This is a genomic window from Promicromonospora sp. NPDC060204 (assembly GCF_042728455.1).
GTDB lineage: Bacteria > Actinomycetota > Actinomycetes > Actinomycetales > Cellulomonadaceae > Promicromonospora.
In genome coordinates this window covers 1-23,319 of sequence record NZ_JBHWZO010000083.1, presented here as the reverse complement: position 1 = coordinate 23,319, position 23,319 = coordinate 1, and the positions used below count along the sequence as shown (strand labels likewise).

At 74.5% G+C, this 23,319-nt stretch carries 22 protein-coding genes and 1 pseudogene; 14 read left to right on the top strand and 9 right to left on the bottom strand.

What is annotated here, in order from left to right:
* Positions 1 to 134: 134 nt before the first annotated feature.
* Positions 135 to 785 (bottom strand): annotated as a pseudogene (locus tag ACFWEJ_RS12870) (response regulator); the annotation flags it as partial.
* 5 nt (positions 786 to 790) lie between these two features.
* Positions 791 to 1,987 carry a sensor histidine kinase gene (locus tag ACFWEJ_RS12865; RefSeq protein ID WP_377229594.1) on the bottom strand — a complete coding sequence of 399 codons (1,197 nt, stop codon included), beginning with the start codon at positions 1,985 to 1,987 and terminating at the stop codon, positions 791 to 793.
* Between the two features lie 131 nt (positions 1,988 to 2,118).
* Between ACFWEJ_RS12865 and ACFWEJ_RS12860 the strand changes: the two genes are divergently transcribed.
* The 3 genes from ACFWEJ_RS12860 to ACFWEJ_RS12850 are packed head-to-tail and all read left to right on the top strand — an operon-like array spanning position 2,119 to position 4,885.
* Positions 2,119 to 2,547, top strand: coding sequence for a hypothetical protein (locus ACFWEJ_RS12860; RefSeq protein WP_377229593.1), 429 nt, complete (start codon positions 2,119 to 2,121; stop codon positions 2,545 to 2,547).
* Positions 2,544 to 4,175 (top strand): multicopper oxidase family protein, encoded by a 1,632-nt coding sequence (locus tag ACFWEJ_RS12855; protein ID WP_377229592.1) that lies wholly within the window; start codon positions 2,544 to 2,546, stop codon positions 4,173 to 4,175. The genes ACFWEJ_RS12860 and ACFWEJ_RS12855 overlap by 4 nt, the downstream gene beginning before the upstream one ends.
* Positions 4,176 to 4,195: 20 nt before the next feature.
* Positions 4,196 to 4,885, top strand: a complete 690-nt coding sequence (locus ACFWEJ_RS12850) for an HAD hydrolase-like protein (RefSeq protein WP_377229591.1) — start codon at positions 4,196 to 4,198, stop codon at positions 4,883 to 4,885.
* Here ACFWEJ_RS12850 and ACFWEJ_RS12845 read toward each other — a convergent pair.
* Positions 4,875 to 5,399 carry an O-acetyl-ADP-ribose deacetylase gene (locus ACFWEJ_RS12845; protein ID WP_377229590.1) on the bottom strand — a complete coding sequence of 175 codons (525 nt, stop codon included), beginning with the start codon at positions 5,397 to 5,399 and terminating at the stop codon, positions 4,875 to 4,877. The genes ACFWEJ_RS12850 and ACFWEJ_RS12845 overlap by 11 nt on opposite strands.
* On the bottom strand, positions 5,396 to 5,863 hold the full coding sequence (locus ACFWEJ_RS12840; RefSeq protein ID WP_377229589.1) for a GNAT family N-acetyltransferase: 468 nt from the start codon (positions 5,861 to 5,863) through the stop codon (positions 5,396 to 5,398). The genes ACFWEJ_RS12845 and ACFWEJ_RS12840 overlap by 4 nt, the downstream gene beginning before the upstream one ends.
* Positions 5,864 to 6,086: 223 nt before the next feature.
* Between ACFWEJ_RS12840 and ACFWEJ_RS12835 the strand changes: the two genes are divergently transcribed.
* On the top strand, positions 6,087 to 7,796 hold the full coding sequence (locus tag ACFWEJ_RS12835) for an HNH endonuclease (protein WP_377229588.1): 1,710 nt from the start codon (positions 6,087 to 6,089) through the stop codon (positions 7,794 to 7,796).
* Positions 7,797 to 7,802: 6 nt separating this feature from the next.
* Here ACFWEJ_RS12835 and ACFWEJ_RS12830 read toward each other — a convergent pair whose 3' ends face one another.
* The 3 genes from ACFWEJ_RS12830 to ACFWEJ_RS12820 form a co-directional block, all read right to left on the bottom strand.
* A complete protein-coding gene (locus ACFWEJ_RS12830; protein WP_377229587.1) occupies positions 7,803 to 9,038 on the bottom strand; it encodes a DUF6596 domain-containing protein in 1,236 nt (411 codons plus the stop codon).
* A 17-nt stretch (positions 9,039 to 9,055) separates the two neighbouring features.
* On the bottom strand, positions 9,056 to 9,439 hold the full coding sequence (locus tag ACFWEJ_RS12825; RefSeq protein WP_377229586.1) for a YciI family protein: 384 nt from the start codon (positions 9,437 to 9,439) through the stop codon (positions 9,056 to 9,058).
* A gap of 90 nt (positions 9,440 to 9,529) precedes the next feature.
* Positions 9,530 to 12,007 (bottom strand): DNA topoisomerase (ATP-hydrolyzing) subunit A, encoded by a 2,478-nt coding sequence (locus tag ACFWEJ_RS12820; RefSeq protein ID WP_377229585.1) that lies wholly within the window; start codon positions 12,005 to 12,007, stop codon positions 9,530 to 9,532.
* 175 nt (positions 12,008 to 12,182) lie between these two features.
* Between ACFWEJ_RS12820 and ACFWEJ_RS12815 the strand changes: the two genes are divergently transcribed.
* The 5 genes from ACFWEJ_RS12815 to ACFWEJ_RS12795 all read left to right on the top strand — a co-directional run bounded on the left by ACFWEJ_RS12815 (position 12,183) and on the right by ACFWEJ_RS12795 (position 17,940).
* The gene (locus tag ACFWEJ_RS12815) at positions 12,183 to 12,638 is read left to right on the top strand and encodes a hypothetical protein (RefSeq protein WP_377229584.1); all 456 of its coding nucleotides are present in this window, start codon (positions 12,183 to 12,185) and stop codon (positions 12,636 to 12,638) included.
* A gap of 67 nt (positions 12,639 to 12,705) precedes the next feature.
* The gene (locus ACFWEJ_RS12810; RefSeq protein ID WP_377229583.1) at positions 12,706 to 15,483 is read left to right on the top strand and encodes a GNAT family N-acetyltransferase; all 2,778 of its coding nucleotides are present in this window, start codon (positions 12,706 to 12,708) and stop codon (positions 15,481 to 15,483) included.
* A gap of 34 nt (positions 15,484 to 15,517) precedes the next feature.
* Complete coding sequence (locus ACFWEJ_RS12805) at positions 15,518 to 16,096, top strand: DUF5998 family protein (RefSeq protein ID WP_377229582.1); 579 nt, start codon at positions 15,518 to 15,520, stop codon at positions 16,094 to 16,096.
* Positions 16,093 to 17,298: an alkaline phosphatase family protein gene (locus ACFWEJ_RS12800; RefSeq protein ID WP_377229581.1), complete on the top strand. Its 1,206-nt coding sequence runs from the start codon at positions 16,093 to 16,095 to the stop codon at positions 17,296 to 17,298. Before ACFWEJ_RS12805 ends, ACFWEJ_RS12800 begins: the two co-directional genes overlap by 4 nt.
* 9 nt (positions 17,299 to 17,307) lie before the next feature.
* Positions 17,308 to 17,940 (top strand): thymidine kinase, encoded by a 633-nt coding sequence (locus ACFWEJ_RS12795; protein WP_377229580.1) that lies wholly within the window; start codon positions 17,308 to 17,310, stop codon positions 17,938 to 17,940.
* Positions 17,941 to 17,962: 22 nt separating this feature from the next.
* Here the strand turns inward: ACFWEJ_RS12795 and sepH are convergent, their stop codons facing one another.
* Positions 17,963 to 19,120, bottom strand: a complete 1,158-nt coding sequence (gene sepH / locus ACFWEJ_RS12790) for a septation protein SepH (RefSeq protein WP_377229579.1) — start codon at positions 19,118 to 19,120, stop codon at positions 17,963 to 17,965.
* Between the two features lie 120 nt (positions 19,121 to 19,240).
* Here sepH and ACFWEJ_RS12785 point away from each other — a divergent pair, with 120 nt between their 5' ends.
* Both ACFWEJ_RS12785 and ACFWEJ_RS12780 read left to right on the top strand, forming a co-directional pair.
* Positions 19,241 to 20,104 (top strand): inositol monophosphatase family protein, encoded by an 864-nt coding sequence (locus ACFWEJ_RS12785; RefSeq protein WP_377229578.1) that lies wholly within the window; start codon positions 19,241 to 19,243, stop codon positions 20,102 to 20,104.
* Positions 20,105 to 20,414: 310 nt separating this feature from the next.
* Entirely contained in the window at positions 20,415 to 20,714 is a 300-nt protein-coding gene (locus ACFWEJ_RS12780; protein WP_020014531.1) for a DUF4193 domain-containing protein, read from the top strand.
* A 174-nt stretch (positions 20,715 to 20,888) separates the two neighbouring features.
* On the opposite strand, the gene ACFWEJ_RS12775 is transcribed toward ACFWEJ_RS12780, so the two are convergent.
* On the bottom strand, positions 20,889 to 21,332 hold the full coding sequence (locus tag ACFWEJ_RS12775; RefSeq protein WP_377229577.1) for a DUF3093 domain-containing protein: 444 nt from the start codon (positions 21,330 to 21,332) through the stop codon (positions 20,889 to 20,891).
* Between the two features lie 77 nt (positions 21,333 to 21,409).
* Between ACFWEJ_RS12775 and dut the strand changes: the two genes are divergently transcribed.
* The 3 genes from dut (at position 21,410) to ACFWEJ_RS12760 (ending at position 23,139) form a co-directional block, all read left to right on the top strand.
* Positions 21,410 to 21,886: a dUTP diphosphatase gene (gene dut / locus ACFWEJ_RS12770; RefSeq protein WP_377229576.1), complete on the top strand. Its 477-nt coding sequence runs from the start codon at positions 21,410 to 21,412 to the stop codon at positions 21,884 to 21,886.
* Between the two features lie 125 nt (positions 21,887 to 22,011).
* Positions 22,012 to 22,737 (top strand): DUF3710 domain-containing protein, encoded by a 726-nt coding sequence (locus tag ACFWEJ_RS12765; RefSeq protein ID WP_377229575.1) that lies wholly within the window; start codon positions 22,012 to 22,014, stop codon positions 22,735 to 22,737.
* 15 nt (positions 22,738 to 22,752) lie between these two features.
* Positions 22,753 to 23,139, top strand: a complete 387-nt coding sequence (locus ACFWEJ_RS12760) for an OB-fold nucleic acid binding domain-containing protein (RefSeq protein ID WP_377229574.1) — start codon at positions 22,753 to 22,755, stop codon at positions 23,137 to 23,139.
* Positions 23,140 to 23,319 lie beyond the last annotated feature (180 nt).

Genomic DNA, 23,319 nt, shown 5'->3' with positions numbered 1-23,319 from the left:
CCATCGCGCGGTCGGTCCGGCCGCTGCCGTCGAGCCGCAGCGGCCGCGGCGGTGTTTTCATCGCGGTTCGTCGGCGGCCAAAGCGGCCGGGGAGCTCGCGAGGTACGCGACGGCCTGATCGGTGTTGCCGGTGCCCTGACCAGGCCCGTCTCGTACGCGAGGATCACCAGGGCGGCCCGGTCGCGCGCGCCGAGCTTGGCGAGCAGCCGGCTCACGTACGTGCGGGCGGTGGCCGGGCTGAGGTAGAGCTCGGCGGCGATCTCGTCGTTCGTCAGCCCGCGGCCGAGCTGCTGCAGCACCTCGCGCTCGCGCTCGGTGAGCGTGGACAGGCGGTCGTCGGCGCCGGTCCGGGGCGCCGGCCCGGCGGCGACGGCGCGCAGCACCGTGGCGGTCACGGCCGGGTCCAGCAGCGCGTCGCCCGCCGCGACCACGCGGACGGCCCGGCGCAGCTCGGCCGGGGCCACGTCCTTGAGCAGGTAGCCGGCCGCGCCCGACCGGACGGCCTCGAACACGTGCTCGTCCTCGTCGAACGTGGTCAGGACCAGCACCCGGGTGCCCGCCAGCGCGGGGTCCGCGACGATCTCCCGCGTCGCGGCCAGGCCGTCCAGCCGGGGCATCCGGATGTCCATCAGCACCACGTCGGGGCGCAGCTCCCGCACCCGCGAGACCCCTGCCAGCCCGTCTGCGGCCTCGCCGACCACCGTGATGTCGCCGTCGCTCTCCGCGAGGGCCCGCAGGCCCGCGCGCACGAGCTCCTGGTCGTCCACCAGCACGATCCGGATCATGGGACTCAGCCTTCCAGGCGCAGGGGCAGGTCGGCGGCCACGACGAAGCCGCCGCCCGGGGCCTCGCCCGTGGTCAGGGTGCCACCCAGCAGGGCGACCCGCTCACGCATCCCGGAGATCCCGGACCCGGCGACGAGGCCCGGACCGGCACCCCGGCCGTCGTCGGACACCCGCAGGGCGAGGCGGCCGCCGTCGACCCGCGCGGACACGGTCACGCGCTCGGCCGCGGCGTGCCGCAGCACGTTGGTCAGGGACTCCTGGACAATCCGGTAGGCGGCGGCGTCGATCGCGCCGTCGAGGGTGCCGGGCGGCACATCCAGCGTCACCTCGACCGACAGGCCGGTGGCGCGGGCCGACGCCGCGAGCGCGTCGACGCCGCCCAGGCCGGTAGGCGTGACCTCCGGCGAACCGGTGTCCGCCGCCGTCGGCCCGCGGTCCGGCGGTCCCAGGGATGCCGCGCCCACCGGCGCGCGCAGCACCCGCACCGTCGAGCGCAGCTCGCGCAGCGTGCCCGACGTCGCCTCCCGGACGTGGTGCAGCGCGCCCCGGGCGGCGTCGTCGTCGCGCCCCACCGCCTCCGCGGCGACGCCGGAGTGCAGGGCGATCACGGAGAGGTTGTGCCCCACGACGTCGTGCAGGTCCCGCGCGATGCGCAGCCGCTCCGCCTGCAGCCGCTGCTCGGCCTCGTGCGCCTCGTGCACGCGCGCCTCCCGCGAGAGGCGCACCGCGACACCCAGCGCGATCGCCGCCGCGACCAGCGCGAGGTTGGTGACCAGGTCGTACGGCGTCAGGTACTCCTCCTCGGTGCCCGTCACCCGGTAGTAGGTCGCGACGGCCACGAGCACGGCGCCGCCGCCGACCGCCCAGCCCGTCCGGCGCATCTCTGCCGCCGAGTACAGCGCCGCGACCGCGGGCAGCGCCATGCCGATCGGCGCGAACTTGAACGTGTAGTAGGCGAAGACGCCCAGCACGGTGAGGACCACCATCGTGCGCGGCATCCGGCGTCGCAGCAGGACCAGCGCCCCGAAACCCACCGCGAACAGGTACGCCCCCGGCCCCGTGCGCCCCGCCGCGTCGGGATCCGCGGCGATGACGACCGCGACCACCAGCGCCATCGCGATCGCCAGGGCCACGTCGGTCACGCGTGGGTCGACGGTGACGCGTGGGTCGGCGGTCGGTGGGACCTCGCTCTGCTCGGGCACACCGTCACCCTACGGACGGCCCGACCCTGAGGCATCAGACCTGGGTCCAGGGTTCGAGTCGCCTCCAGGCGACACCAGGAGACGATCCCGGGCCGATGTGGCACCCTGGCCCCGGCGGGCACCGTCGGGGTATGACCTCACCACACCTTCCCGACCGCCCTGCCGGTCCTCCCGCTGCCCGTCCCGCCGCCGTCTCCTGGACCCTCGTCGCGGGCCTGTCCGCGCTGGCCCTGCTCTGGCCGCTCACCGGCCTGACGGGCGCGCTCGGCACCGGCGCACCCCGGGCGCTGACCATCATCGGCCTCACCGCCGCCGTCTGGATCGGCGTCGTCGGGCTGGGCCGCGTGCCCCGCCCCGTGCTCACCCTGGCCCTGACCGGCCTGGCCTACGGCCTGGTCGCCGCCCTGATCGGCACGCTCGTCCCGGTGCTCTCCGGCTTCGGCCCGGGCGGCGGCCCGGCGTGGACCCTGATCCCGGCCCTGGCCTTCGACACGATGTGGGGCTCGGTCGCCGGCCTCGTCGCCGCTTGTGTGCAGCGGCTGCGCGGGGGTGCGCGATGAGCCGGCGGACGAGGCGCGTCGGGCCTGCCCGCGTGGCCGGGTCCGTGGCCGCCGGCACGGTGGCGCTGCTGCTCGCGCTCGCAGGCTGCGCCTTGGTCCCCGGCTCGGTCACCCCGGTGGACGACGTGGAGTTCACGAACGAGCTCGCGATCCCGCCCCTGGCGCCGTCGCGCGTCGTGGACGGCACCCGCGTCTTCTCCCTGACGGCGCAGGAGGGCACCGCTGAGTTCCTGCCCGGGGTCGAGACCCGCACCTGGGGCTTCGACGGCTCCTACCTGGGGCCGACCCTGCGCGCCGAGCGCGGCGAACCCGTCGCCGTCGACGTCACCAACGAGCTCGCCGAGCCGACCAGCGTGCACTGGCACGGCATGCACCTGCCCGCCGCCATGGACGGCGGGCCGCACCAGGCGGTCGAGCCGGGCGCCACGTGGCGCCCGACCTGGCGGATCGACCAGCCCGCCGCCACCCTCTGGTACCACCCGCACCCGCACGGCGCCACGGAGAAGCACGTCTACCGCGGCCTGGCGGGCCTGTTCCTCCTGGACGACGACGCGTCCCGCGGCGCCGACCTGCCCCAGGAGTACGGCGTCGACGACGTGCCGGTGATCGTGCAGGACAAGATCCTCGACGACGACGGCCAGCTCGAGCTGGAGGACAACGGCAGCGAGCCCGGGACGCTCGGCGGGATCGTCCTGGCCAACGGCACGGCGGGCGCCTACCACCAGGTGACCACGGAGCGGGTGCGCCTGCGGCTGCTCAACGGGTCGACCGCGCGCACCTACCAGCTCGGCTTCCCGGACCGCGAGATGGACCTGGTCGCGACCGACGGCGGGCTGCTCGACGCGCCGGTCCGGCTGGAACAGGTGCGGCTCGCGCCCGGCGAGCGCGCCGAGGTCGTCGTCCGGATGGCGCCGGGGGAGACCACGCGCCTCCATTCGTTCGAGGCCGACCTGGGCGGCGTCGTCGTCCCCTTCGCGATGGGCGGCAACGACGCGTTCGACGTGCTGGAGCTGCGGGCCGCGGACCGGCTCGCGCCGTCGCCCGAGCCCGCCTGGACGCCGTCCGCCCATGCCGGCGAGGACGCGCTGCGGGAGTCCGACGCCGCCGTAACGCGCACCTTCGAGCTCGACGACCGGCACATCAACGGCCGGACCATGGACATGGCCCGGATCGACGCGGCCGCCACCGTCGGCGACACCGAGGTGTGGGAGGTGCGCAGCATCGTGCCGATGCCGCACAGCTTCCACGTGCACGACGTCCAGTTCCGCGTCCTGTCCGTCGACGGCGACCCGCCGCCCCCGGAGCTCGCCGGGCCCAAGGACACCGTGTACCTGGAGCCGCAGCGCACCTACCGGCTGCTCATGCGGTTCGACGACTACACCGACCCGGACGTGCCCTACATGTTCCACTGCCACATGCTGCTGCACGAGGACGAGGGGATGATGGGGCAGTTCGTCGTCGTCGAACCGGGGCAGGAACCAGGGACGGTGCCGGAGCAGCACGGGAACGGGCACGACGGGGCCGGGCATGACGGGGCTGGGGCCGGCCACGACGACGGGGCCGCGCCCGCCTCCGGGACGGGGCCCCGGTACGTGCCGGGCGCGGACGCGCACGAGGGGCACCACTGAACCTGTGCGACGCTCGTGCCGTGACTCTCTCGCTCCCCTCCCGCACCACGCACGTCCTGCTCGACCTCGACGGCACCCTCACCGACTCGGCGCCCGGCATCATCGCCTCGCTGCGCACGGGCTTCACCAACGCGGGCTTCGACGTCCCCTCCGACGACGTGCTGCGCACCTTCGTCGGCCCGCCCCTGGGGGCGAGCATGACCGGCATCGGCCTGTCCGACGTAGACGCCACCGCCGTGATCGCCGCCTACCGCAGCGACTTCGAGGTGCACGGCATGTTCGACAACTCGGTGATCCCCGGCATGCCGGAGGCGCTCGCCGAGGTCCGGGAGGCCGGGCTGACGCTCCTGGTCGCCACGGCCAAGCCCGAGCACTACGCGCGCCAGATCGTGGAGCACTTCGGGCTGGACGGCTACCTCGAGGGCGGGCTCGACGGTGTGCACGGCGCCGCCGCGGAGTCGGCCGGCCTGGTGCAGGGCAAGGAGGTCGTGGTGGAGCGGGCGGTGGCGCACGCGGTGGCCCTCGGGGCCGACGTCGCGCAGGTCGTGATGGTGGGCGACCGCGAGCACGACGTGCACGCCGCCGCCCACCACGGCGTCCCGACCGTGGGCGTGACCTGGGGCTACGCCGCGCCCGGGGAGCTGGAGACGGCGGGCGCGGCGGCGATCGCGACGACGCCGGAGGAGCTGCGCAAGCTGCTCACGAGCTGATCACGTCGTCGAACGCCCGCTGGACACGTTCGTCGACCACGACGAACCGCACGTCCTGCAGGTCCGCCTCGGAGTGCTCGGCGAGCCAGTTCCGGGAGGTCACCACGGCGATGCGCGCGACGTCGGACACGGGCCAGCCGTAGGCGCCCGCGCTCACCGCGGGGAACGCGACCGATCGCAGGTCGAGCTCGGCGGCGACGTCGAGCGACCGCGCGAAGCACGACGCGAGCAGGGCCGGATCGTCCTGGCCGCGGTGCAGGTTCGGCCCGACCGTGTGGATCACCCAGGACGCGGGCAGGTCGAACCCGGGGGTGGCGACGGCGTCGCCGACGGCCAGGCCGTCGCGGTGCGTCGTGCTCCGGAGCCGCCGGCAGGCCTCCAGGAGGCGGGGGCCGGCGGCGGCGTGGATCGCGCCGTCGACCCCGCCGCCGCCCAGGAGCAGGGAGTTGGCGGCGTTGATGACGGCGTCGGCCTCGACGCGCGTGAGGTCACCGATCTCGACGGACAGGCTCATGTGGCTGCTCCCGGTTGACGTGCCGGCGCCCCCGCGGCGCTGCCGGGGCGTTCCATCCATTTGTACTCTTCGGTGACCGGCGTCCACCCGAACTGCTCGTACAGCCCGTGGGCGTCGGCCGTCGCGAGGATCGTCCGGCGCAGTCCGCCGATCTGGTCGAGCTCGGCGATCACGCCCGCGACCAGCAGCTTTCCGATGCCCTGCCCGCGCAGGTCCGGGTCGACGATGACGTCGGCGAGCCATGCGAACGTCGCGCCGTCGGTCACCACGCGGGCGAACCCGACCTGCTCGCCCGTGTCCCGCCGGTAGACGCCGTAGGGCCGGGAGCCCGCGATGGCGGCGTCCATCACCTCGCGCGGGCGGTCCTTCGCCCAATAGGTGTGCCGGGAGACGAGCTCGTGCACGCGGCTGGCGTCGATGCGGGCGGGGTCGGTGGAGAACTCGTAGGACGGGTCGTCGGTCATGTGCTGGAGTCAACCACTGGACACCGACATCGGCTGAGGGGTTTTCGGGTTCGGGACGCTGCCGGTCGGCCGACGCGCTCGTGATACGCGGTGGCGACGCACTGCGCAGGTTCTTACGCGGCCGGCAGAAGGCCGGGCGGGCGAATGAGCCGACGGCCACTGTCGAACAAACGTCCTGAGCTTTGAGGCGTATGGATATGGTGTGGATCAAGGGGGTGGTGGCATGGATGACGGGCGGAAGTACAGAACGATGGGCCGCGCGCTCCTGGAGGACGAGGTCTCTCCGGAGCCGGTCGTGGGGGACACGGTCGTGGGGGAAGGCCTGCCGGCCTGGCCGCCCGACGCTGTGTCGGTCGCGTCCTCGGCCTGGTCGGTCGACCGGCTCCGGGCCGCGCTGGCAGGCACGGTGGGCGCGGAGCTGGCGCGGGTGGTCGAGGAGGTCACCGACTCGGAGGCGGGTCTGCTGCCTGACCTGCCGGATGACGCGCTGGGTGACCTGGTGGTCGCGTGCGGGCGGCTGCAGTCCTGGGCCGCCGGGCTGCAGGCCCGGGTGGTGGGCGAGCGGGCGAGCAGGGAGACGAGCCCGCTGGCGCACAGCTCCCTGGTCGCGCAGGTGACGGGTGAGCTGGTGGTCACCGGGGCGGAGGCCTCGGAGGTCGTGGTGCGGGGTGAGTCCGGTGCCGACCATCCCACGGTGATCACTGCGCTGACCGCCGGTCAGATCGACGTGAAGAAGGCGCACACGCTGCTGCGGTCCGCCACGCAGCTCACCACGGACGAGCGTGCCGAGGCGATCGCGCGGTACCTGCCGCAGGCCCCGTTTCGCACGTGGCGGTGGCTGCGGTCGAAGCTTCTGGCGTTCGAGAAGTCGCGGCACGGATCCGCCGAGACGGCTCGGATCGCCGCGCAGCGCCGCAACGTCCAGCTCGACCGGGCGGAGAACGACATGGGCTGGCTGTCCGCGTACCTGCCGGCCGCCGACGCCATGGCGGTGTGGAACGTCGTCGACGACATGGCGCACCAGATCCGGCGGACCGCGGGTGAGGAGCGCGACCTGGGTCAGCTGCGCGCCGACTGCCTGACCGGCATCGTGACCGGCCGCCTCGTGCCCGCCGACCGGTTCGCGAAGATCGGTGAGGCAGGCGGTCCGGGTGCCGGAGCCGGGGCGGGTGTGGATGGTTCCAACGGCTCTGCCCACGGCGCGCACGAGTGCGAGTGCGGCGGTCGCGCGCCGGTCCGGGTCGTGCGAGTCACCCCGACCCGGCCGGTCGTGCGGGTCACGGTCCCGGCGACCGTGCTGCTGGGCCTGGATGACGCGCCCGGCGACCTGGAGGGGTTTGGACCGATCCCGGCGGAGACGGCCCGGCTGCTGGCGACCGATGCGACCTGGCGGCGCCTGGTGACCGACCCGGTGACCGGGGTCCTGGTCGACTACTCCACCACGAGCTATCAGCCCGGGAAGGTGCTTCGACAAGCGGTGGTCGCCCGCGATCTGACCTGCGCGTTTCCGCACTGCGAGCATCCTGCGGACCGGGACGACCTGGACCACATCGTGCGCTTCGACCATGATCTCGACCCCTCGGTGCTGCCGCTCGGCACACCAGGGCAGACCCGCGCCGACAACCTGCAACCCCTGTGCCGACGGCATCACCTGTTGAAGACGCACGAAGGATGGGGTGCCGTACGGGACGCCGACAGCGGCATGACGACCTGGACCTCGCCCTCAGGCCGCGTACACACGCGCCCACCGACGGTGCTGGACACCCATGTGGAGTTCGATGACGTCGACCCCGACTCGAGCGACGACCTCACACGGCGGTCCGTGACTGGCCGACGACTGCCGCGCCGGAACGCTACGGCCGAGTCCGGTGGGACGCCGACCGAGTCCGCCGGCCCTTCGGGCCCGGCCGGCCCTGGCCAGCCGCCGTTCTGAGTCGCGTCACCCCGCGTACCGGCGGCAGAACTCGCGCAGCGGGCCCTCGGGCACCACGTCGAGCAGCTCGCGGTACCGGCCTTCCGCCTCGTCGGTGCGGCCGGTCCGGCGGGCGAGGTCGGCGAGCGTGAGGCTCGCATCGCGGGCGGCGTACGGCGGGCCGTCCGCAACCACAGCCTCGAGCGCGCGCTCGACCGGGGCGAGGTCGCCGCCGTCGCGCAGCGCGAGCCGGCCGAGCACCACCAGCCGGGCGACCCGTGTCGCCGGGGACGGCCAGGTGTCCGCCAGCGCGTCGTAGAGCTGGGCCAGCCGCGGCCAGTCCGTGCCGGCGGCGTCCGGCGCCGTGGCGTGCACGCCGGAGATCGCGGCCTCCAGCACGAAGCGGCCGGGTGACTCGGGGGCCTCGGGGGCCGTCGACCACGTGAGCGCGGTCGCGGCGTCGTCGAGCCCGGCGCGCAGCAGCCGCCGGTCCCACGCCGACCGGTCCACCTCGTCGAGGGGGAGCGCCACGCCGTCGCGCACCCGGCCGGGTCGGCGGGCCAGGCCGAGCAGGCAGACCGCGCGCAGCCCGAGCACCTCGGCGTCGTCCGGGTACTCCGCGACCAGGGCCTCCGCGAGCGTCAGCGCGTCGCGCGCGGGATCCCGCGTCGCGTCCGCGGGCTCCAGCTCTTCCCGCTGGCCCACGGTGAACAGGCCGGCCACACAGGCGAGCACCACGGGCAGCCGGACCGCCCGCGCGGGACCGTCGGGCACGGCGAACTCGCCGCGCGCCCGGGCCAGCGCCGACTTGGCGCGGGTGAGCCGGGCGGCCGCGGTCGCCTCCGCGATGCCGAGGTGCCCCGCGATCTGCCGGATCGTGAGCCCGCAGACCACACGCATCGCCAGCACGAGCTGCGCGCCGGGCGCGAGCGCGTCGTCGCAGGCGACGAACAGCAGCGCGAGGCGGTCGTCCAGCTCGTCGCCCGGGGCGTGCGGCGTGTTCACGTCGGCCACCTCCGGGCGAGCGAGCTGGGGCTGGATCCGGTCGAACACGCCCTGGTGGCGCAGCGCGTCGAGCCAGGTGCGCCGGCCGACCTGCACGCACCAGCCCACCAGGTCGTCGATCGCGCCGTCGGGCTGCGCCGCGGCGCGCGCGAAGGCCTCGGCGGCGTACTCCTCGCCGTGGTCCAGGCTGCGTGTGGTCACCGCGAGCGACCGCACCACCTGGGGCCAGGCGGTGCGGAACGCCGCGGGGTCGATCACCGGTCAGGAGCCGTCGGTCAGGAACCGAACTGCATGACCTTGCGCCACTCGACCACGTTGCCGCTCGGGACGAGCGCCGCGATCTTGCGGGCCGTGGCCTCGTCGCACTCGACCTGGTAGAAGCCGGTGATCACCTCGTTGGTGTCGGTGAACGGCGCGTCGGTGTACACGGGTTCGCCGCCGTCCTTGCCGACGGCGACGAACCCGCCGTACCTCGCGTTCTGCAGGGCGTCGCCGCCGGTGATCTTCACGCCCAGGGCGGCCACGGCCTCGCTGAAGCGCTCGTGGGCGGCCATGTCCTCGGAGAGCTCCTGGCGGTTGCGCCCGCGCAGGTTCTCCGGGAGGTAGGCGTCCGAGTCCCAGTCGTTCTCGCGGATCAGGAAGACCCAGGTGTCGGTCATGACGTGCTCCTCGTTCGTGGGATGTTGACACGCCTTGGACGGGCGAGCCGCGCCGGAATCGACACCTCCCACTCGACTACTTTCCCGAGATCACCCGATGACCGCGACCGGCACCGCGATCGGTGTCCCGGAGCCGTCCCGGCGCTGGTCCACCTCGGGCAGGTCGACGGGCTGGCCGCCGGTGCCGAGCGCGCGCGGGGGAGTGGCGCCGACCCAGGCCAGGATGAGGCCGTCCTCACCCTTCAGGAGCCGCTGCGACCGGACGCCGCCGGTCGCCCGGCCCTTGCCCGGGTACAGCGCGAACGGCGTCACCTTGCCCGCGCCCGGTTCGATCCCCGGCAGCGCGTCACCGGCGCCGGCGATCGTCACCACGGTCGCGTCGACCCCGGCCGGGACCGCGCCGAAGAACACGGCCTTCCCGTCCTCGGCGAGCTTGATGCCCGCCATACCGCCCGCCGCGCGGCCCTGCGGGCGCACGGACGAGGCGGGGAAGTGCAGCAGCGAGGTGTCGTCGGCCACGAAGACCAGCTCGTCGTCGTCGGCCACGACGGCGGCACCGACCACGACGTCGCCGTCCTTGAGCGCGATGACGGGCCACTCGTCGCCCTTGGCCGGGGCGTCGGACGGCGCGACCCGCTTGACGATGCCCTGCGCCGTCCCGACGGCGACGGTCGGCGCGTCGGCGCCGAGCCCCGTCACGGCCAGCACGCTCTCGCCGCGCTCGAGCTCCACGAGTTCGCTGACCGGGATGCCGCCCGACAGCGAGGGCGCGCCGTCCGTCGGCGGCAGTGAGGGCAGGTCGAGCACGGAGATGCGCAGCATCCGGCCGGCGGACGTCACCAGGCCCACGTGGCCGCGGGTGGACGCCGCGGCGTCGCCCCGCAGGGCGTCGTGCGCGGCGCGGTTGCCCTCGCGCGGCACCGGGACGTCGTCGGGGAGGCGGGCCAGCAGGCCGGTCGCGGACAGCACCACGCGGGTGGGCTGGTCCTTGATCTGCAGGTCGATCGGCTCGACGTTCTTCTTGCGCCCGTTGGCGGGGGCCACGGCCACCGAGCCGACGGACCCGCCCGCGGCGTCGAGCAGCACGGTGCGGCGCGGCGTGCCGTACGTCTTGGCCACCTCGCCCATCTCGGTGCTCACGAGGCGGCGCAGCAGCTTCTCGTCGCCGAGGATCTGCTCCAGCTCCGCGATCTCGCGGCGCAGCTCCTCGGCCTCCTTCTCCAGCTCGATGCGGGAGAACTTGGTCAGGCGGCGCAGCTGCAGGTCGAGGATGTAGGACGCCTGCGGCTCGGACAGGTCGAAGATCTCGCGCAGCCGGTCGCGGGCGATGGCGGCGTCGTCCGACGAGCGGATGACCTGGATGACCTCGTCGATATCGACGATCGCGATGAGCAGGCCGTCCACGAGGTGCAGCCGCTCCAGGCGCTTGTCCAGGCGGTACTGCGACCGGCGCCGGACCACCAGGATCCGGTGGTTCACCCAGACCCGCAGCATCTCGAGCAGGCCGAGCGTGCGCGGCTGGCCGTCGACCAGGGCCACGTTGTTGATGCCGAACGAGTCCTCGAGCGGCGTGACGCGGTAGAGCTGCTCCAGCACGGCGTCCGGGTCGAAGCCGGTCTTGACCTCGATCACGAGGCGCAGGCCGTGCGTACGGTCGGTGAGGTCCTGGACGTTGTTCACGCCCTGGATGCGCTTGGCCTTGACTCCGTCGGCGATCTTCTCGATCACCTTCTCCGGGCCCACCAGGTACGGCAGCTCGGTGACGACGATGCCCTTGCGGCGCGGGGTCACGTTCTCGATGCGCGCGGTGGCGCGGGTGCGGAAGCTGCCGCGGCCCGTGCGGTAGCCGTCGCGCACGCCCTCCAGCCCGACGATCTTGCCGCCCGTGGGCAGGTCCGGCCCGGGCACGAACCGCTGCAGGTCCTCCAGCGTGGCCTCGGGGTTCTTGATCAGGTGCTGCGCCGCCGAGACGACCTCGACGAGGTTGTGCGGCGCCATGTTCGTGGCCATGCCGACGGCGATGCCGGAGGCACCGTTGACCAGCAGGTTCGGGATCGCGGCGGGCAGCACCTCGGGCTGGGTGAGCTTGTTGTCGTAGTTCGGCACGAAGTCCACGACGTTCTCGTCGAGTCCCGTGGTCATCGCCATCGACGGCGCCGCGAGCCGCGCCTCGGTGTACCGGGGGGCGGCGGGGCCGTCGTCGAGCGAGCCGAAGTTGCCGTGCCCGTCCACGAGCGGCAGGCGCAGCGAGAAGTCCTGCGCCAGGCGCACGAGCGCGTCGTAGATCGGGGCGTCACCGTGGGGGTGCAGCTTTCCCATGACCTCGCCCACCACGCGCGACGACTTCACGTGCGCGCGGTCGGGCCGCAGCCCCATGTCCGACATCATGTACAGGATGCGGCGCTGCACCGGCTTGAGGCCGTCGCGCGCATCGGGGAGCGCCCGCGAGTAGATGACGGAGTAGGCGTACTCGAGGAACGAGGCCTCCATCTCCGAGGCGACGTCGATGTCCACGACCTTCTCGTGGATCTCGCTCTCGTCGAGCGGCTGCGACGGCTTGCGCGCCATGGTTCGTGGGGCTCCTGGGCTCTGGGGCTGGACGGGGACAGGCAAACCGTACCTCGCGCCACCCACACTCCCCGCCGCGCACACGCCCCCGCGCACAGGAGGCTTTCACGGACGTCTCACCAGGTCATCGCCGAGCCGTGTGCACAGACCTCGTCCCACCTGGCAGTATTCAGGTATGCCCGAATTGCCGCTGGTCAGCAGGTCGACGACCGTCCCGGGCTGGCTGGCCCGGATCGGCCTCGCCTACGGCGTGGTCGGGCTCAGCGTGGTGCCCGTCCTGGTGCTCGGCGCCCTGGTCACGTGGTGGATGCAGTCGTGGCGCTGCGCCCAGCAGGAGTGGGGCTGCCTGGAGCAGGGCATCACCATGTGGGCAGGTCTCGCGATCCTCGCGGCGGTGCTGCACATCGTGGTCGCCATGCGGGTCGGGCTCGGCGTCGTGCACGGCCTGGTGGTCGTCGCGGTCGCCGCCGTCGCCGCGAACGTGGCGCCGTCGGCCGGCGCGTGGCTCCTGCTCGCGGCGGGTCCGGCAGTGGCGGCGATCCTGACGGCGTCCGGCCCCAACCGGCGCCAGCGCCTCGTGCTCGTGGGCTTCGCCGTGATGCTGCTCGTGGGCATGGTCCTGGTGGGCTGACCGGCGGGCTGACGCCCCACCGGGCCGCGAGCGGCGGCACCCCCGGCGGGGTCGTTAGCCTTGTCCCGTGGACCAGCCAGAACGGGCCGACCGGAAGGTGGGCACGGTGCGCTCGCCCTACGCGACCGGCTACCCCGTCGAGTGGGAGGCCGACGTGGTGCTGCGCGACGGCTCGACCGTGCACGTGCGCCCCATCCGGCCCGAGGACGCCGCCGCGCTCCAGCGCTTCCAGATGGCCCAGTCCGAGCGCTCCACGTACCTGCGCTTCTTCGCCGCGCTGCAGCGCATTCCGGAGCGCCTCCTCACCCAGCTCGTCACGGTGGACCACGTGCGCCGGGCCGCCCTCGTCGCCGTCCGGCCGGGTACGGACGACGACGGCGCGAGCCGCGAGGACATCGTCGGAGTCACGCGCTACGACGTGACCGACGACCAGCCGGGGCGCCGCACCGCCGAGGTCGCGTTCAACATCGCGGACGCGCTCCAGGGCCAGGGCCTCGGCTCGGTCCTGCTGGAGCACATCGCCGCGGCGGCGCGCGAGCGGGGCGTGCACCGGTTCATCGCCGAGGTGCTGCCCCAGAACCGCGCGATGCTGGGCGTGTTCCGCGAGGCCGGCTACGACGTCGAGCAGCACCTGGACGACGGCGTGGTGACCGTCTCGGTCGACCTCGACCCCACGGACCGGTCGCGTGAGGTGATGGCCGACCGCGAGCACCGCACCGAGGCCCGCTCCATGCAGGGCCTGCTCTCGGCACGGCGGGTGCTCCTGGTCGGCCCCGCGGGCACCGGCCAGTCCGCCGACGACACGACGATCGACGAGCTGCTCGTCGTCCGCGTCCGCGAGGCCCACGCCGCCGACCCCGGTGACACCGAGCTCCTCGTGCTCGGCGACGACGTGACCTGGGCGGACCTCGCCCCCGACAGCAACAACACAGTCGACCTCGCCGTCGTCGCCGCCCCGCCCGACGAGGTGATCGACGCCGTCCGCCGGCTGCGCGGCACGGGCGCCCGCGGCGTCGTCGTCATGTCGGCGGGCTGGGCCGAGGCCGGGCCGGCCGGCGTGGCCCGGCGCCGCGAGCTGCTGCGTACCGCGCACGGCGAGGGGATGCGCGTGGTGGGCCCGGCGAGCTACGGCCTGCTCACCAACGTGCCGGGCGCGCGCCTGCGCGCGAGCCTGGCCCTCACGGCCCCGCGCCCCGGGCGCGTGGGCCTGTTCAGCCAGAGCGCCCCGACCGCCGTCACGGCGGCCGAGACGGTCAAGCGGCGCGGCCTGGGCCTGTCCACGCTGGTCTCCGCGGGGCACCGGGCCGACGTGTCGGGCAACGACGTCATGCAGTACTGGCAGGACGACCCGCACACCGACGTCGTGTGCCTGTACCTGGAGACGCTCGGCAACCCCCGCAAGTTCTCGCGTATCGCCCGCCGTCTCGCGCAGGTCAAGCCCGTGGTCGTGGTCGTGGCCGGGCGGCACGGCAGCGTGGTGCCGCCCGGGCACACCGTGCGCGCCACGCGCGCCCCGCGCCGGATGCTCGACGAGGTGCTGCGGCAGTCCGGCGTGATCCGCGCGGAGAACACGCACCAGCTCATGGACGTCGCGCAGGTGCTGGCGCACCAGCCGCTCCCGGCGGGCGGCCGGGTGGGCATCCTCGCCAGCTCGCCGTCGCTCGCCGCGCTCGTGGCCGACGCCGTCGCGGCGGCGGGCCTGACCGTCGTCGGCCCGCCGGAGTCGCTGTCGGCGGGGGCGCCCGACGACGAGATCGCCGCCGCCGTCGACGCCCTCTACGCGCCGGACGCGTGCGACGCCGTCGTCCTGGTCTCCGTGCCCGTGGTGCTGCCGCGCACCGAGGCGATGGCCCGCGCCGTGGCCGAGGCCGCCGCCCGCACGGGCCGCACCACCGTCGTCAGCGCGCTGGGCCTGCACGGCATGCCCGACGAGCTCGCGGCGAGCCACGACGGGCGCGAGGTCCGCCTGCCCGCCTTCTCCACGCCCGAGGACGCCGTCTGGGCCCTCGGGGAGGTGGTGCGCTACGCCCGGTGGCGCACGCAGGACCACGGCGCCCCGGTCCGCCCGGCCCTGCGGGAGGGCGTGTCCGACGGCGTGGCCCGCACCCAGGCGCGCACCCTCGTCGAGTCGCTGCTGAGCCAGCACCCCGACGGCACGGTCCTGGACCAGGAGGCGGCGACCGAGCTGCTCGCCTGCTACGGGCTGAGCCTGTGGGGCTCCCGGAGCGTGCGGACGCCGCAGGAGGCGGTGGCCGCCGCGCAGGAGCTGGGCTGGCCCGTCGCGCTCAAGATCGCCTCGCCCGCGCTGCGGCACCGCGCCGACCTGGGCGGCGTGCGCCTCGACATCGCCGACGCCGAGGACCTGACGGAGGACGCCGAGCGCATGCTCGCCGCGGCGTCCGCCCTGCTGCCGGCGCCCGACCCGGTGCTGGAGGTGCAGGCCATGGCGCCCACGGGCGTGGCGTGCGTGGTGCGGTCGGTGGAGGACGAGCTGTTCGGGCCCGTGGTCTCGTTCGGGCTGGCGGGCGACGCCGTCGACCTGCTCGACGACGTGACCCATGGCGTGCCACCGCTGACCGACGTCGACGTGGCCCGGATGGTGCGCGGCGTGCGCGCGGCGCCGCGCCTGTTCGGGTACCAGGGCGCGCCCGCCGCCGACGTCGCCGCGCTGGAGGACGTGCTGGCCCGCGTCTCGGTCATGGCCGAGGACCTGCCCGAGCTCGCGTCCGTGGAGCTGTACCCGGTGGCCGTCGCGGAGCGCGGCGCCTCCGTGCTGCACGCCACGATCCGGCTGCGCCCCGCCGAACGCCGCACGGACGCCCTGCGCAGGGCGCTGCCGGGCTAACGGCGGGAGCCCCTCTCATGGGATGATTCCCCTCGTGCCCCATGCCCCTACCGATGCCCGTGACGACCTGACCGCCCACCTGCACCGGGCCGGCTACTACCCGGAGCTCGTCGCGGACGTGCTCGACGTGGCCCTGGCCGGCGAGGAGGTGGTGGCCCACCTCGTGCAGGCCGAGACCACCTTCGACTCGGAGGTGCGCCGCCACCTCACGGTGCTGGTGCTGACCCCGACCCGCCTGGTCACCGCGCACGTCGACGACCACACGGGGGAGGACCCGGCCCGGTCCGGCTCGGCGTCCGCCACCACCGAGGTGGTGCCGGTGCGCGAGATCCGCTCCGTGGCGCTCACCCACGTGATCGCGGACCCGGCGCAGTACCCGCAGAGCGGGGCCACGCGCGAGGTCACGCTGGCCGTGGGCTGGGGCGCGGTCTCCCGCGTCGACCTGGAGCCGGCCTCCTGCGTGGACCCGAACTGCACGGCCGACCACGGCCTGACCGGCCAGGTGACGCCCGACGACGTGGTGGTCCGCGTCTCCGGCGAGGCCGAGGGCGACGCCGCCGTCCGCGCGGCCGTCGACTTCGCCCGGGCGCTGTCCCGGGCCACGTCTGCGTGAGCGCTCCGCACCTGCCCGAGGGCCTGGTCGTGCCGTCCTACGACACGACCAGCCTCGCCGCCGTGCTGCCCGCCGCCGCGGGCGCGCTGGGCCACGACCTCACCACGGCCACGGGCCTGACCGCGGCCGGCAGCCGCGCGGCCCTCGGCCTGCCCGACGCCGACCGCGTCGTCGTCGTGCTGGTGGACGGGCTCGGCATCCGCAACCTCGCCGAGCGCGGGGGCCACGCGTCGTTCCTGCGCGGCCTCCTGCGCGAGCGGGACGAGGCCGCCGCCACGCTCACCTCCAGCTTCCCGTCGACGACGGCCGCGGGCCTGAGCATCCTCGGGACGGGCACCGCCCCGGGCCGCACGGGCATGCTCGGCTACACGCAGCGCAACCCCGAGACCGGGAAGCTGGCCGCGGTGGTGCAGTGGCGCGACCTCGGCGACCCCGCCGACGTGCAGCGCGAGCCCACGGTCCTGGAGACGCTCGCCGCTGCGGGTACCCGGGTGGTGGCCCCCGGCCCGCGGAAGTTCGCGGGCTCCGGCATGAGCCAGGCCGCGCTGCGCGGCCCCGTGCACGTGGCCGCCGAGACGTTCGAGCAGCGCGTGGACGCCACCGTCGCGGCGCTGCGCCGGCCGGCCGACCCGGCGGGCACCGGGCAGAGCCTCGTGTACCTGTACCAGGGCGACGTCGACAAGACCGGCCACGGCTTCGGCTGGGACTCCTGGCAGTGGGGCGACGCGCTGGAGGCCACCGACCGGGAGCTGCGCCGCCTGCTGCGCAGCGTGCCGCGCGGCACCCTCGTGCTGGTCACGGCCGACCACGGCCAGATCACGGCCGACCTGGCCACCCAGTGGGACGTCGCGACCGACCCCGCGCTGTACCCCGGCGTCGCCATGGTGGGCGGCGAGCCGCGCGCCCTGCACGTCTACACCGAGCCCGGCACCGACCCGGCCGACGTCGCGGCCCGGTGGACCGAGCGGCTGGGCGACCACGCCCTGGTAGTGCTGCGGGAGCAGGCCGTGGCCGGCGGCTGGTTCGGCCCGGTCGCCGAGCACGTGCTGCCCGCGATCGGGGACGTCGTGGTGGCGATGACCGGCGCCGCCACCGTCGTCGACTCCCGGGTGCACTCCGCGAACGCGCGGGCGCTGCCCGGCGTGCACGGCTCCCTCACGCCGCACGAGATGCTCGTGCCGTTCCTGACCGCCCTCTCCTAGGAAGCTCTCGTGGCCCAGCTCGTCTTCTTCTCCGGGACCATGGACTCCGGCAAGTCCACCCTCGCCCTGCAGACCGACCACAACTTCCGCGCCCGCGGGCGCGAGGGGCTCATCTTCAGCCGGGGCGACCGGGCGGGCGCGGACCGGGTCTCCAGCCGGCTGGGTCTGGAGGTCGCGGCCGTCGAGGTGACCGACGACACCGACTTCTGGGTCGAGATCAGCGGCCGCCGCGCCGGCGGCGAGGCCGTCGACTACCTGGTGTGCGACGAGGCGCAGTTCTACTCGCCCGCGCAGGTGGAGCAGCTCGCCCGGCTGGTGGACGAGACGGAGATCGACATCTTCGCCTTCGGCATCACCACCGACTTCCGCACCCGGCTCTTCCCCGGCTCGGCGCGCCTCATCGAGCTCGCCGACCGCGTCGAGCTGCTCCAGGTGCAGTCGCTGTGCTGGTGCGGCGCGCGCGCCACGCACAACGCGCGCACCGTGGACGGGATCATGGTCACCGAGGGGCAGCAGGTGGTGATCGGCGACGTCGGCCTCGCCGAGGTCGCCTACGAGGTGCTGTGCCGCCGCCACCACATGCGCCGCATGACGGCGCTCACCGCGCGCCGCCGCTCGGCGGACGAGTCCCTCTGGGGCTAGGCCCCGGGGCTGGACGGCCCGCCTAGACCTCCGGGCGCGAGCCGAACACGATCTCGTCCCAGCTCGGCACCTGCGCGCGCGACTTGCGGCCGCGCTTGGGCGCGGGCCGCTTGGCGGCTGCCGGCTCCTTGTCCGGCACGTTCGCCGGCTCCGGGACCGGGGCGGGCTCGGGCTCCGGCTTCGCCTCCTGGTCCGACGGCGGGGGCGTGGCCGGCACGGGCCCCGGGATCTCCCACTGGCTCGGCCCCTCCCACTCCAGGTCGGCGGGGGAGTCCGGCACCTTGACGGACGGCATCCGGGGGCGCGACCCGCCCCGCCGCGCGCCGATGTCGACGACGGCCGCGGCCGGCTCCGGCGCGGACTCGTCGGGCTCGTCCGGGCTCGCCGCCGAGCCCGGACCGGCGGGCCCGCCGTCCAGGTGGTCGAGCTCCAGCAGGTCGGGCGGCCCGACGTCGGGCGCGGAACGCCGCGAGGGCCGCTGGCCCCGGCGCTCGGAGAGGTTGTCCAGGAGCAGGTCCGTGTCGTCGGGCTCGGGCGGGGCCGGCCGGGAGCCGCGCTGGCCGAGCCGCTGCGGCGGCAGGGTGGCGACGCCGGCCAGCGCCGGGCCCTCGTCGTCCTCGGGGAGGCCGAGCCAGCGGGCCTCGTCGTCGAGCGCCGTGACGAAGCCGCCGCGCGGCTCCAGCGACCAGCGGCCCTCCCGCGGCCGCTCGCCCGCGGTGAACTCGACCTGCACGATCCAGGGGTGCGTGCCCTCCCGGGTGGCGGTCCATCGCGCGTCGTCGGGCCGCACGCCGCGCGAGCGCAGGCGCTCGTCGGCGACCTCCCCGAGCGTGGTGGCCGTGTCGTCGTCGTTCAGCACGGCCTTGGCGCGTACACGGGAGATCGCGTGCTCGCGCTCGGAGATGACGGGGTACTCGAAGCGCCGCACGTGCTCCACGGGCAGGCCCGAGGCCTCGGCGAGGGCCTCGCAGGTCTCGCCCGCGCGCAGGCGCGCCTGGATCTCGCGCGGACGCAGGGTGGACTCCTCCTGGGCGCGGATCGACTCCATGCGCGGGCGGTCGCCCCGGAGGGCTGCGCGCAGGGCGTCGGTGATCGGCAGGGTGCTCTGGGTGCCGTCGCGTGCGGCGAGGACGAGGCGTTCACCGTCCTCGTGCAGCCTCACCAGCTCCAGCTCGTCCATGCCAGTCCTCCCGGGGTAGTCCTGTGTGCCGAGCCTGCCACCGAGCGGGCGCGGCGCGGCGCAGGCGCGTCGGTGTGCCGCCGGATCGTAGCCCGCCGGCGGGTGCGGCAGGATGGGCGCGTGATCTCACCCGCACCGCACGCGCTGCCCGACGGCGTCACCGTCACCGCCCTCCGCGACCTCGCCGTCCGCCTCGCGACGGCGGCCGGGACCCTCGTCCGGGAGGGCAGACCGGAGCGGGTCGAGGTCGCCGCGACCAAGTCGAGCGACGTGGACCCCGTCACGGTCATGGACCGCGCCTCGGAGGAGCTGCTGCGCGAGATGATCGCGGCGGAGCGCCCGGACGACGCGATCCTGGGCGAGGAGGGCGACGACGTGCCCGGCACCAGCGGGCTGACCTGGGTGCTCGACCCGATCGACGGCACGGTGAACTACCTGTACGGGGTGGCGTCCTGGGCCGTGTCGGTGGCGGTCGTGGCGGGTCCGCCGGAGCCCGCGTCGTGGACCGTGCTGGCCGGGTGCGTGCACAGCGTCGCCGACGGGCGGACCTGGTCGGCCGGGCTGGGCGAGGGTGCCACGCGCGACGGCACGCCGATCCGGTCGGGCGCGCCAGCGTCCCTGAGCACGTCCCTGGTGGGCACGGGCTTCGGGTACGACGCCGTGCGCCGTGCCGAGCAGGCCCAGGTCCTGGCGCAGGTGCTGCCGCAGATCCGGGACATCCGGCGGCTCGGCTCCGCCGCGATCGACCTGTGCCTCCTCGCGGACGGCTCGCTCGACCTGTACTACGAGCGCGGCCTGAACCCGTGGGACATGGCGGCGGGCGTGATCGTGGCCACCGAGGCGGGCGCCGTCGTGACCGGCCTGCGGGGCCGGCCCGCGGGGAACGCGATGACGGTCGCGGGCCCCCGCGAGCTCGTGGCGCAGCTCGCCGGGATCCTCGAGGCGGCGGACGCCGACGGCGCCGGGGGCACCGTCGGCGGGTGATCTTTTTTATGACACACCCGTGCAAGAGTGGTCACCGTTGACCAGGGTCAAAAGGCTGAAAACGGGCCGTTGTCGCAGGTCAGAGCGTACGTGACCGGGGTTACACCGGTAGATGTAGCGCGCCTGACAGAAATGGTGCACAATCCGTGGGCCGACTCGGGAACAAAACCGGGGCCGTGTGCATTATCTGCGCGTACACCCGCTTGCGGTCGCTGTTCGACGGTGCTCGCGGTGTCCCGGCCGGGGCGGCGTCGAACCCCGGATGTCCCGAACCCTTCCGGCGCGACCACCTACCGACGGAGAACACCACATGGCAACTGACTACGACGCCCCGCGTAAGAACGATGAGGATGTCGAGCAGGACTCGATCCAGGAGCTGCAGGCACGTCGTTCTGACAAGTCCTCGGGCGTTGTGGACGAGGACGAGACAGAAGCGGCCGAGGGCTTCGAGCTCCCGGGCGCCGACCTGTCGGGCGAGGAGCTCGCAGTACGGGTGCTGCCGCGTCAGGCGGACGAGTTCACGTGTTCGAGCTGCTTCCTGGTGCACCACCGCAGCCAGCTGGCCTACGAGAAGGCCGGCCAGATGATCTGCACGGAGTGCGCCGCCTGATCCACCAGGCCTTCGGCACTGACGACACGACCGGGCTGTCATGCGGCGCATGGCAGCCTTCGTCGTACCCGGGCCCGGGAACGCTAGGCTCTGCTTGTCTGCCGCCTGAGCCTGCGGCTCCGCTCCAGGCGCGTGCCTCGTTCCTCGGCCCCCACCCTGCGCTGCACCTCCGGCTCAGTCGGCCAGGGCCTTGACCAGCAGCTCCGGGCGGCGCGTGGAGACCAGCCAGTAGGGGGTGGGGTCGGCCGGGTCGTCGAGCGCGACCCGCACCCCGGTCCGCGCCCACGCGCGCAGGCAGACGTAGGCGCGCGCGTCCAGGCCGGGGCCCAGCTCGTGCCGCATGGCGGCGACGTCCAGGGCCTGGGGCGCGCTCAGCAGCGCGACCGGGATCCGGGCGCTCCCGGCGCGCAGGACGCCGTCGGACACCTCGACGACGGGCGACGTGACGGCCAGGGCGACCGCCGACCCGACACACACCAGCAGCCCGACGGCGACCGCCGCGGCCGCGTGCACGGGCCACAGCGCGATCGCCGCGATGGCCCCCAGACCGACCGTGCCGAGCCAGCCGCCGGGACCGGGCAGGAGACGCTCGTGGAAGGTGAGGGTGGTCGCCGTCATGGACACATCATCCCAGCCCCCGGCACTGCCCCGGCACTCTTGCGGCGGCGCGGGCCCAGGTGGCGTACTCTTCCGGCGTGCCCACCCCTGAGCCAGCTCACGACGGCAGCACGGTCGACGTGCTCATCCGCCTCCTGGACGACGTTCCCGTCCCCGCCTACGCGCATCCCGGCGACGCCGGCGCCGACCTGGTGACCACGGTCGACGTCGAGATCCCGCCGCAGGGGCGGGTGCTGGTGCCCACCGGGGTCTCGATCGCGCTGCCGGAAGGCTACGCGGCGTTCGTGCACCCCCGCTCGGGCCTCGCGACCAAGCACGGCGTGACCATCGTGAACGCGCCGGGCACCGTGGACGCGGGCTACCGCGGCGAGATCAAGGTCACGCTGCTCAACACCGACACGACGCAGGCCGTGAAGCTGGTCCGGGGCGACCGCGTGGCGCAGCTCGTGATCCAGAAGGTCGAGCGCGCGCGGTTCGTGCCCGCGCAGACCCTGCCCGGTTCGCACCGGGGCGACGGCGGCTTCGGCTCCAGCGGCGGTTTCGCCGGGCGCTGAACGCGTGTCCAGGTCGGCGCCGGACAGGTCTAGGCTGTAAGTAACGAGCGGATAACGCCGCCCGGCGCAGTAATGCGGGCGCCCGGGTGGGGCGAGCAATCGACGAACGACGAAGGAGTGTGGCTGTGGGTCTGTTCAGCCGACGAGGTACGGCGGAGGAGCCCGCCTCGGTCGAGTGGGCGTCGGTGGAGGCCGAGCAGCAGAAGCGGCCCCACGGACCCTTCGACCGGTCCCAGGTGGACGAGATGGGCCCCCGGGTCGACCTCGGCGCCATCTGGCTGCCGGTGATGCCCGGGCTCGAGCTCCGCATGGAGATCGACAAGAAGACGCAGAAGGTCACCGGGGTGACGGCCGCGCTGGAGGGGTCCAACCTCCAGATCCAGGCGTTCGCCGCGCCGCGCACCGAGGGCATCTGGGACGAGATCCGGCACGAGATCGCCCAGTCCGTGAGCGGGCAGGGCGGCATCGTGGACGACGTGCCCGGCGTGTTCGGCCGCGAGCTGCTGGTGCGCATGCCCGTGACGGGCCCCGACGGGCAGCCCGGCCAGCGGCCGGCGCGGTTCGTGGGCGTGGACGGGCCCCGCTGGTTCATCCGCGGCGTGCTCGCGGGCCGGGCGGCGCTGGACGCCGAGGCGGCCAAGCCGCTGGAGTCCGTGTTCGCGAACATCGTCGTGGTGCGGGACCAGAGCCCGCGCCCGCCGCGCGACCTGCTGCCCCTGGCGCTGCCGAAGTCGGCGCGCAAGGATGGTGCACAGCCGGCGCAGGAGCCGGCCGGTCCGCAGGACGCCGCACCGCAGATGTCGGACTTCAACCCGCTGCGGCGGGGTCCTGAGATCACCCAGATCGGCTGACGAGGTGAACCACTGATGGGGTTCCGTTCGGCGATCGCCTCACGCATCGCGGCGACGCTGGCCTCGAACGAGGAGGTCAGCGACACCGCGGAGCGCGCCGACGCCTCCAGGAACGTCGGCTGTGCGGCGGTCACGTCCGTGCCCACCCGCTCCCGGGGCAAGGTCGCGGGCGTGCTGCGCTCGGTCGTGCTGCGCCCCCGCGAGGGCGTGCCGACCCTGGAGGCGGAGCTGTTCGACGGCTCCGGGGCGCTGGACCTCGTGTGGCTCGGCCGCCGCACCATCGAGGGCATCGAGCCGGGCCGCCGGATCCGGGTCGAGGGCATGGTCTGCGACGTCGACGGGCGGCGCACCATGTTCAACCCGCGATACGAGCTGAGGCCCCGGCCGGGCGAGGCACAATAGCCCCCATGAGCGATCCCGCACGTCCTGACGTGCCCCCGGAGCGGCCCGTGGCCCAGTCCGCAGCGCAGCCCGCAGAGACCCCCGCGCGCGGCATGCGCGCCCTCACCGGCGACGAGTTCTCGGCGGCGCAGGCCGTGGGCGGGGTCCGCGGCCTGGTCGAGGCGGTGCTGCCCGGCCTGG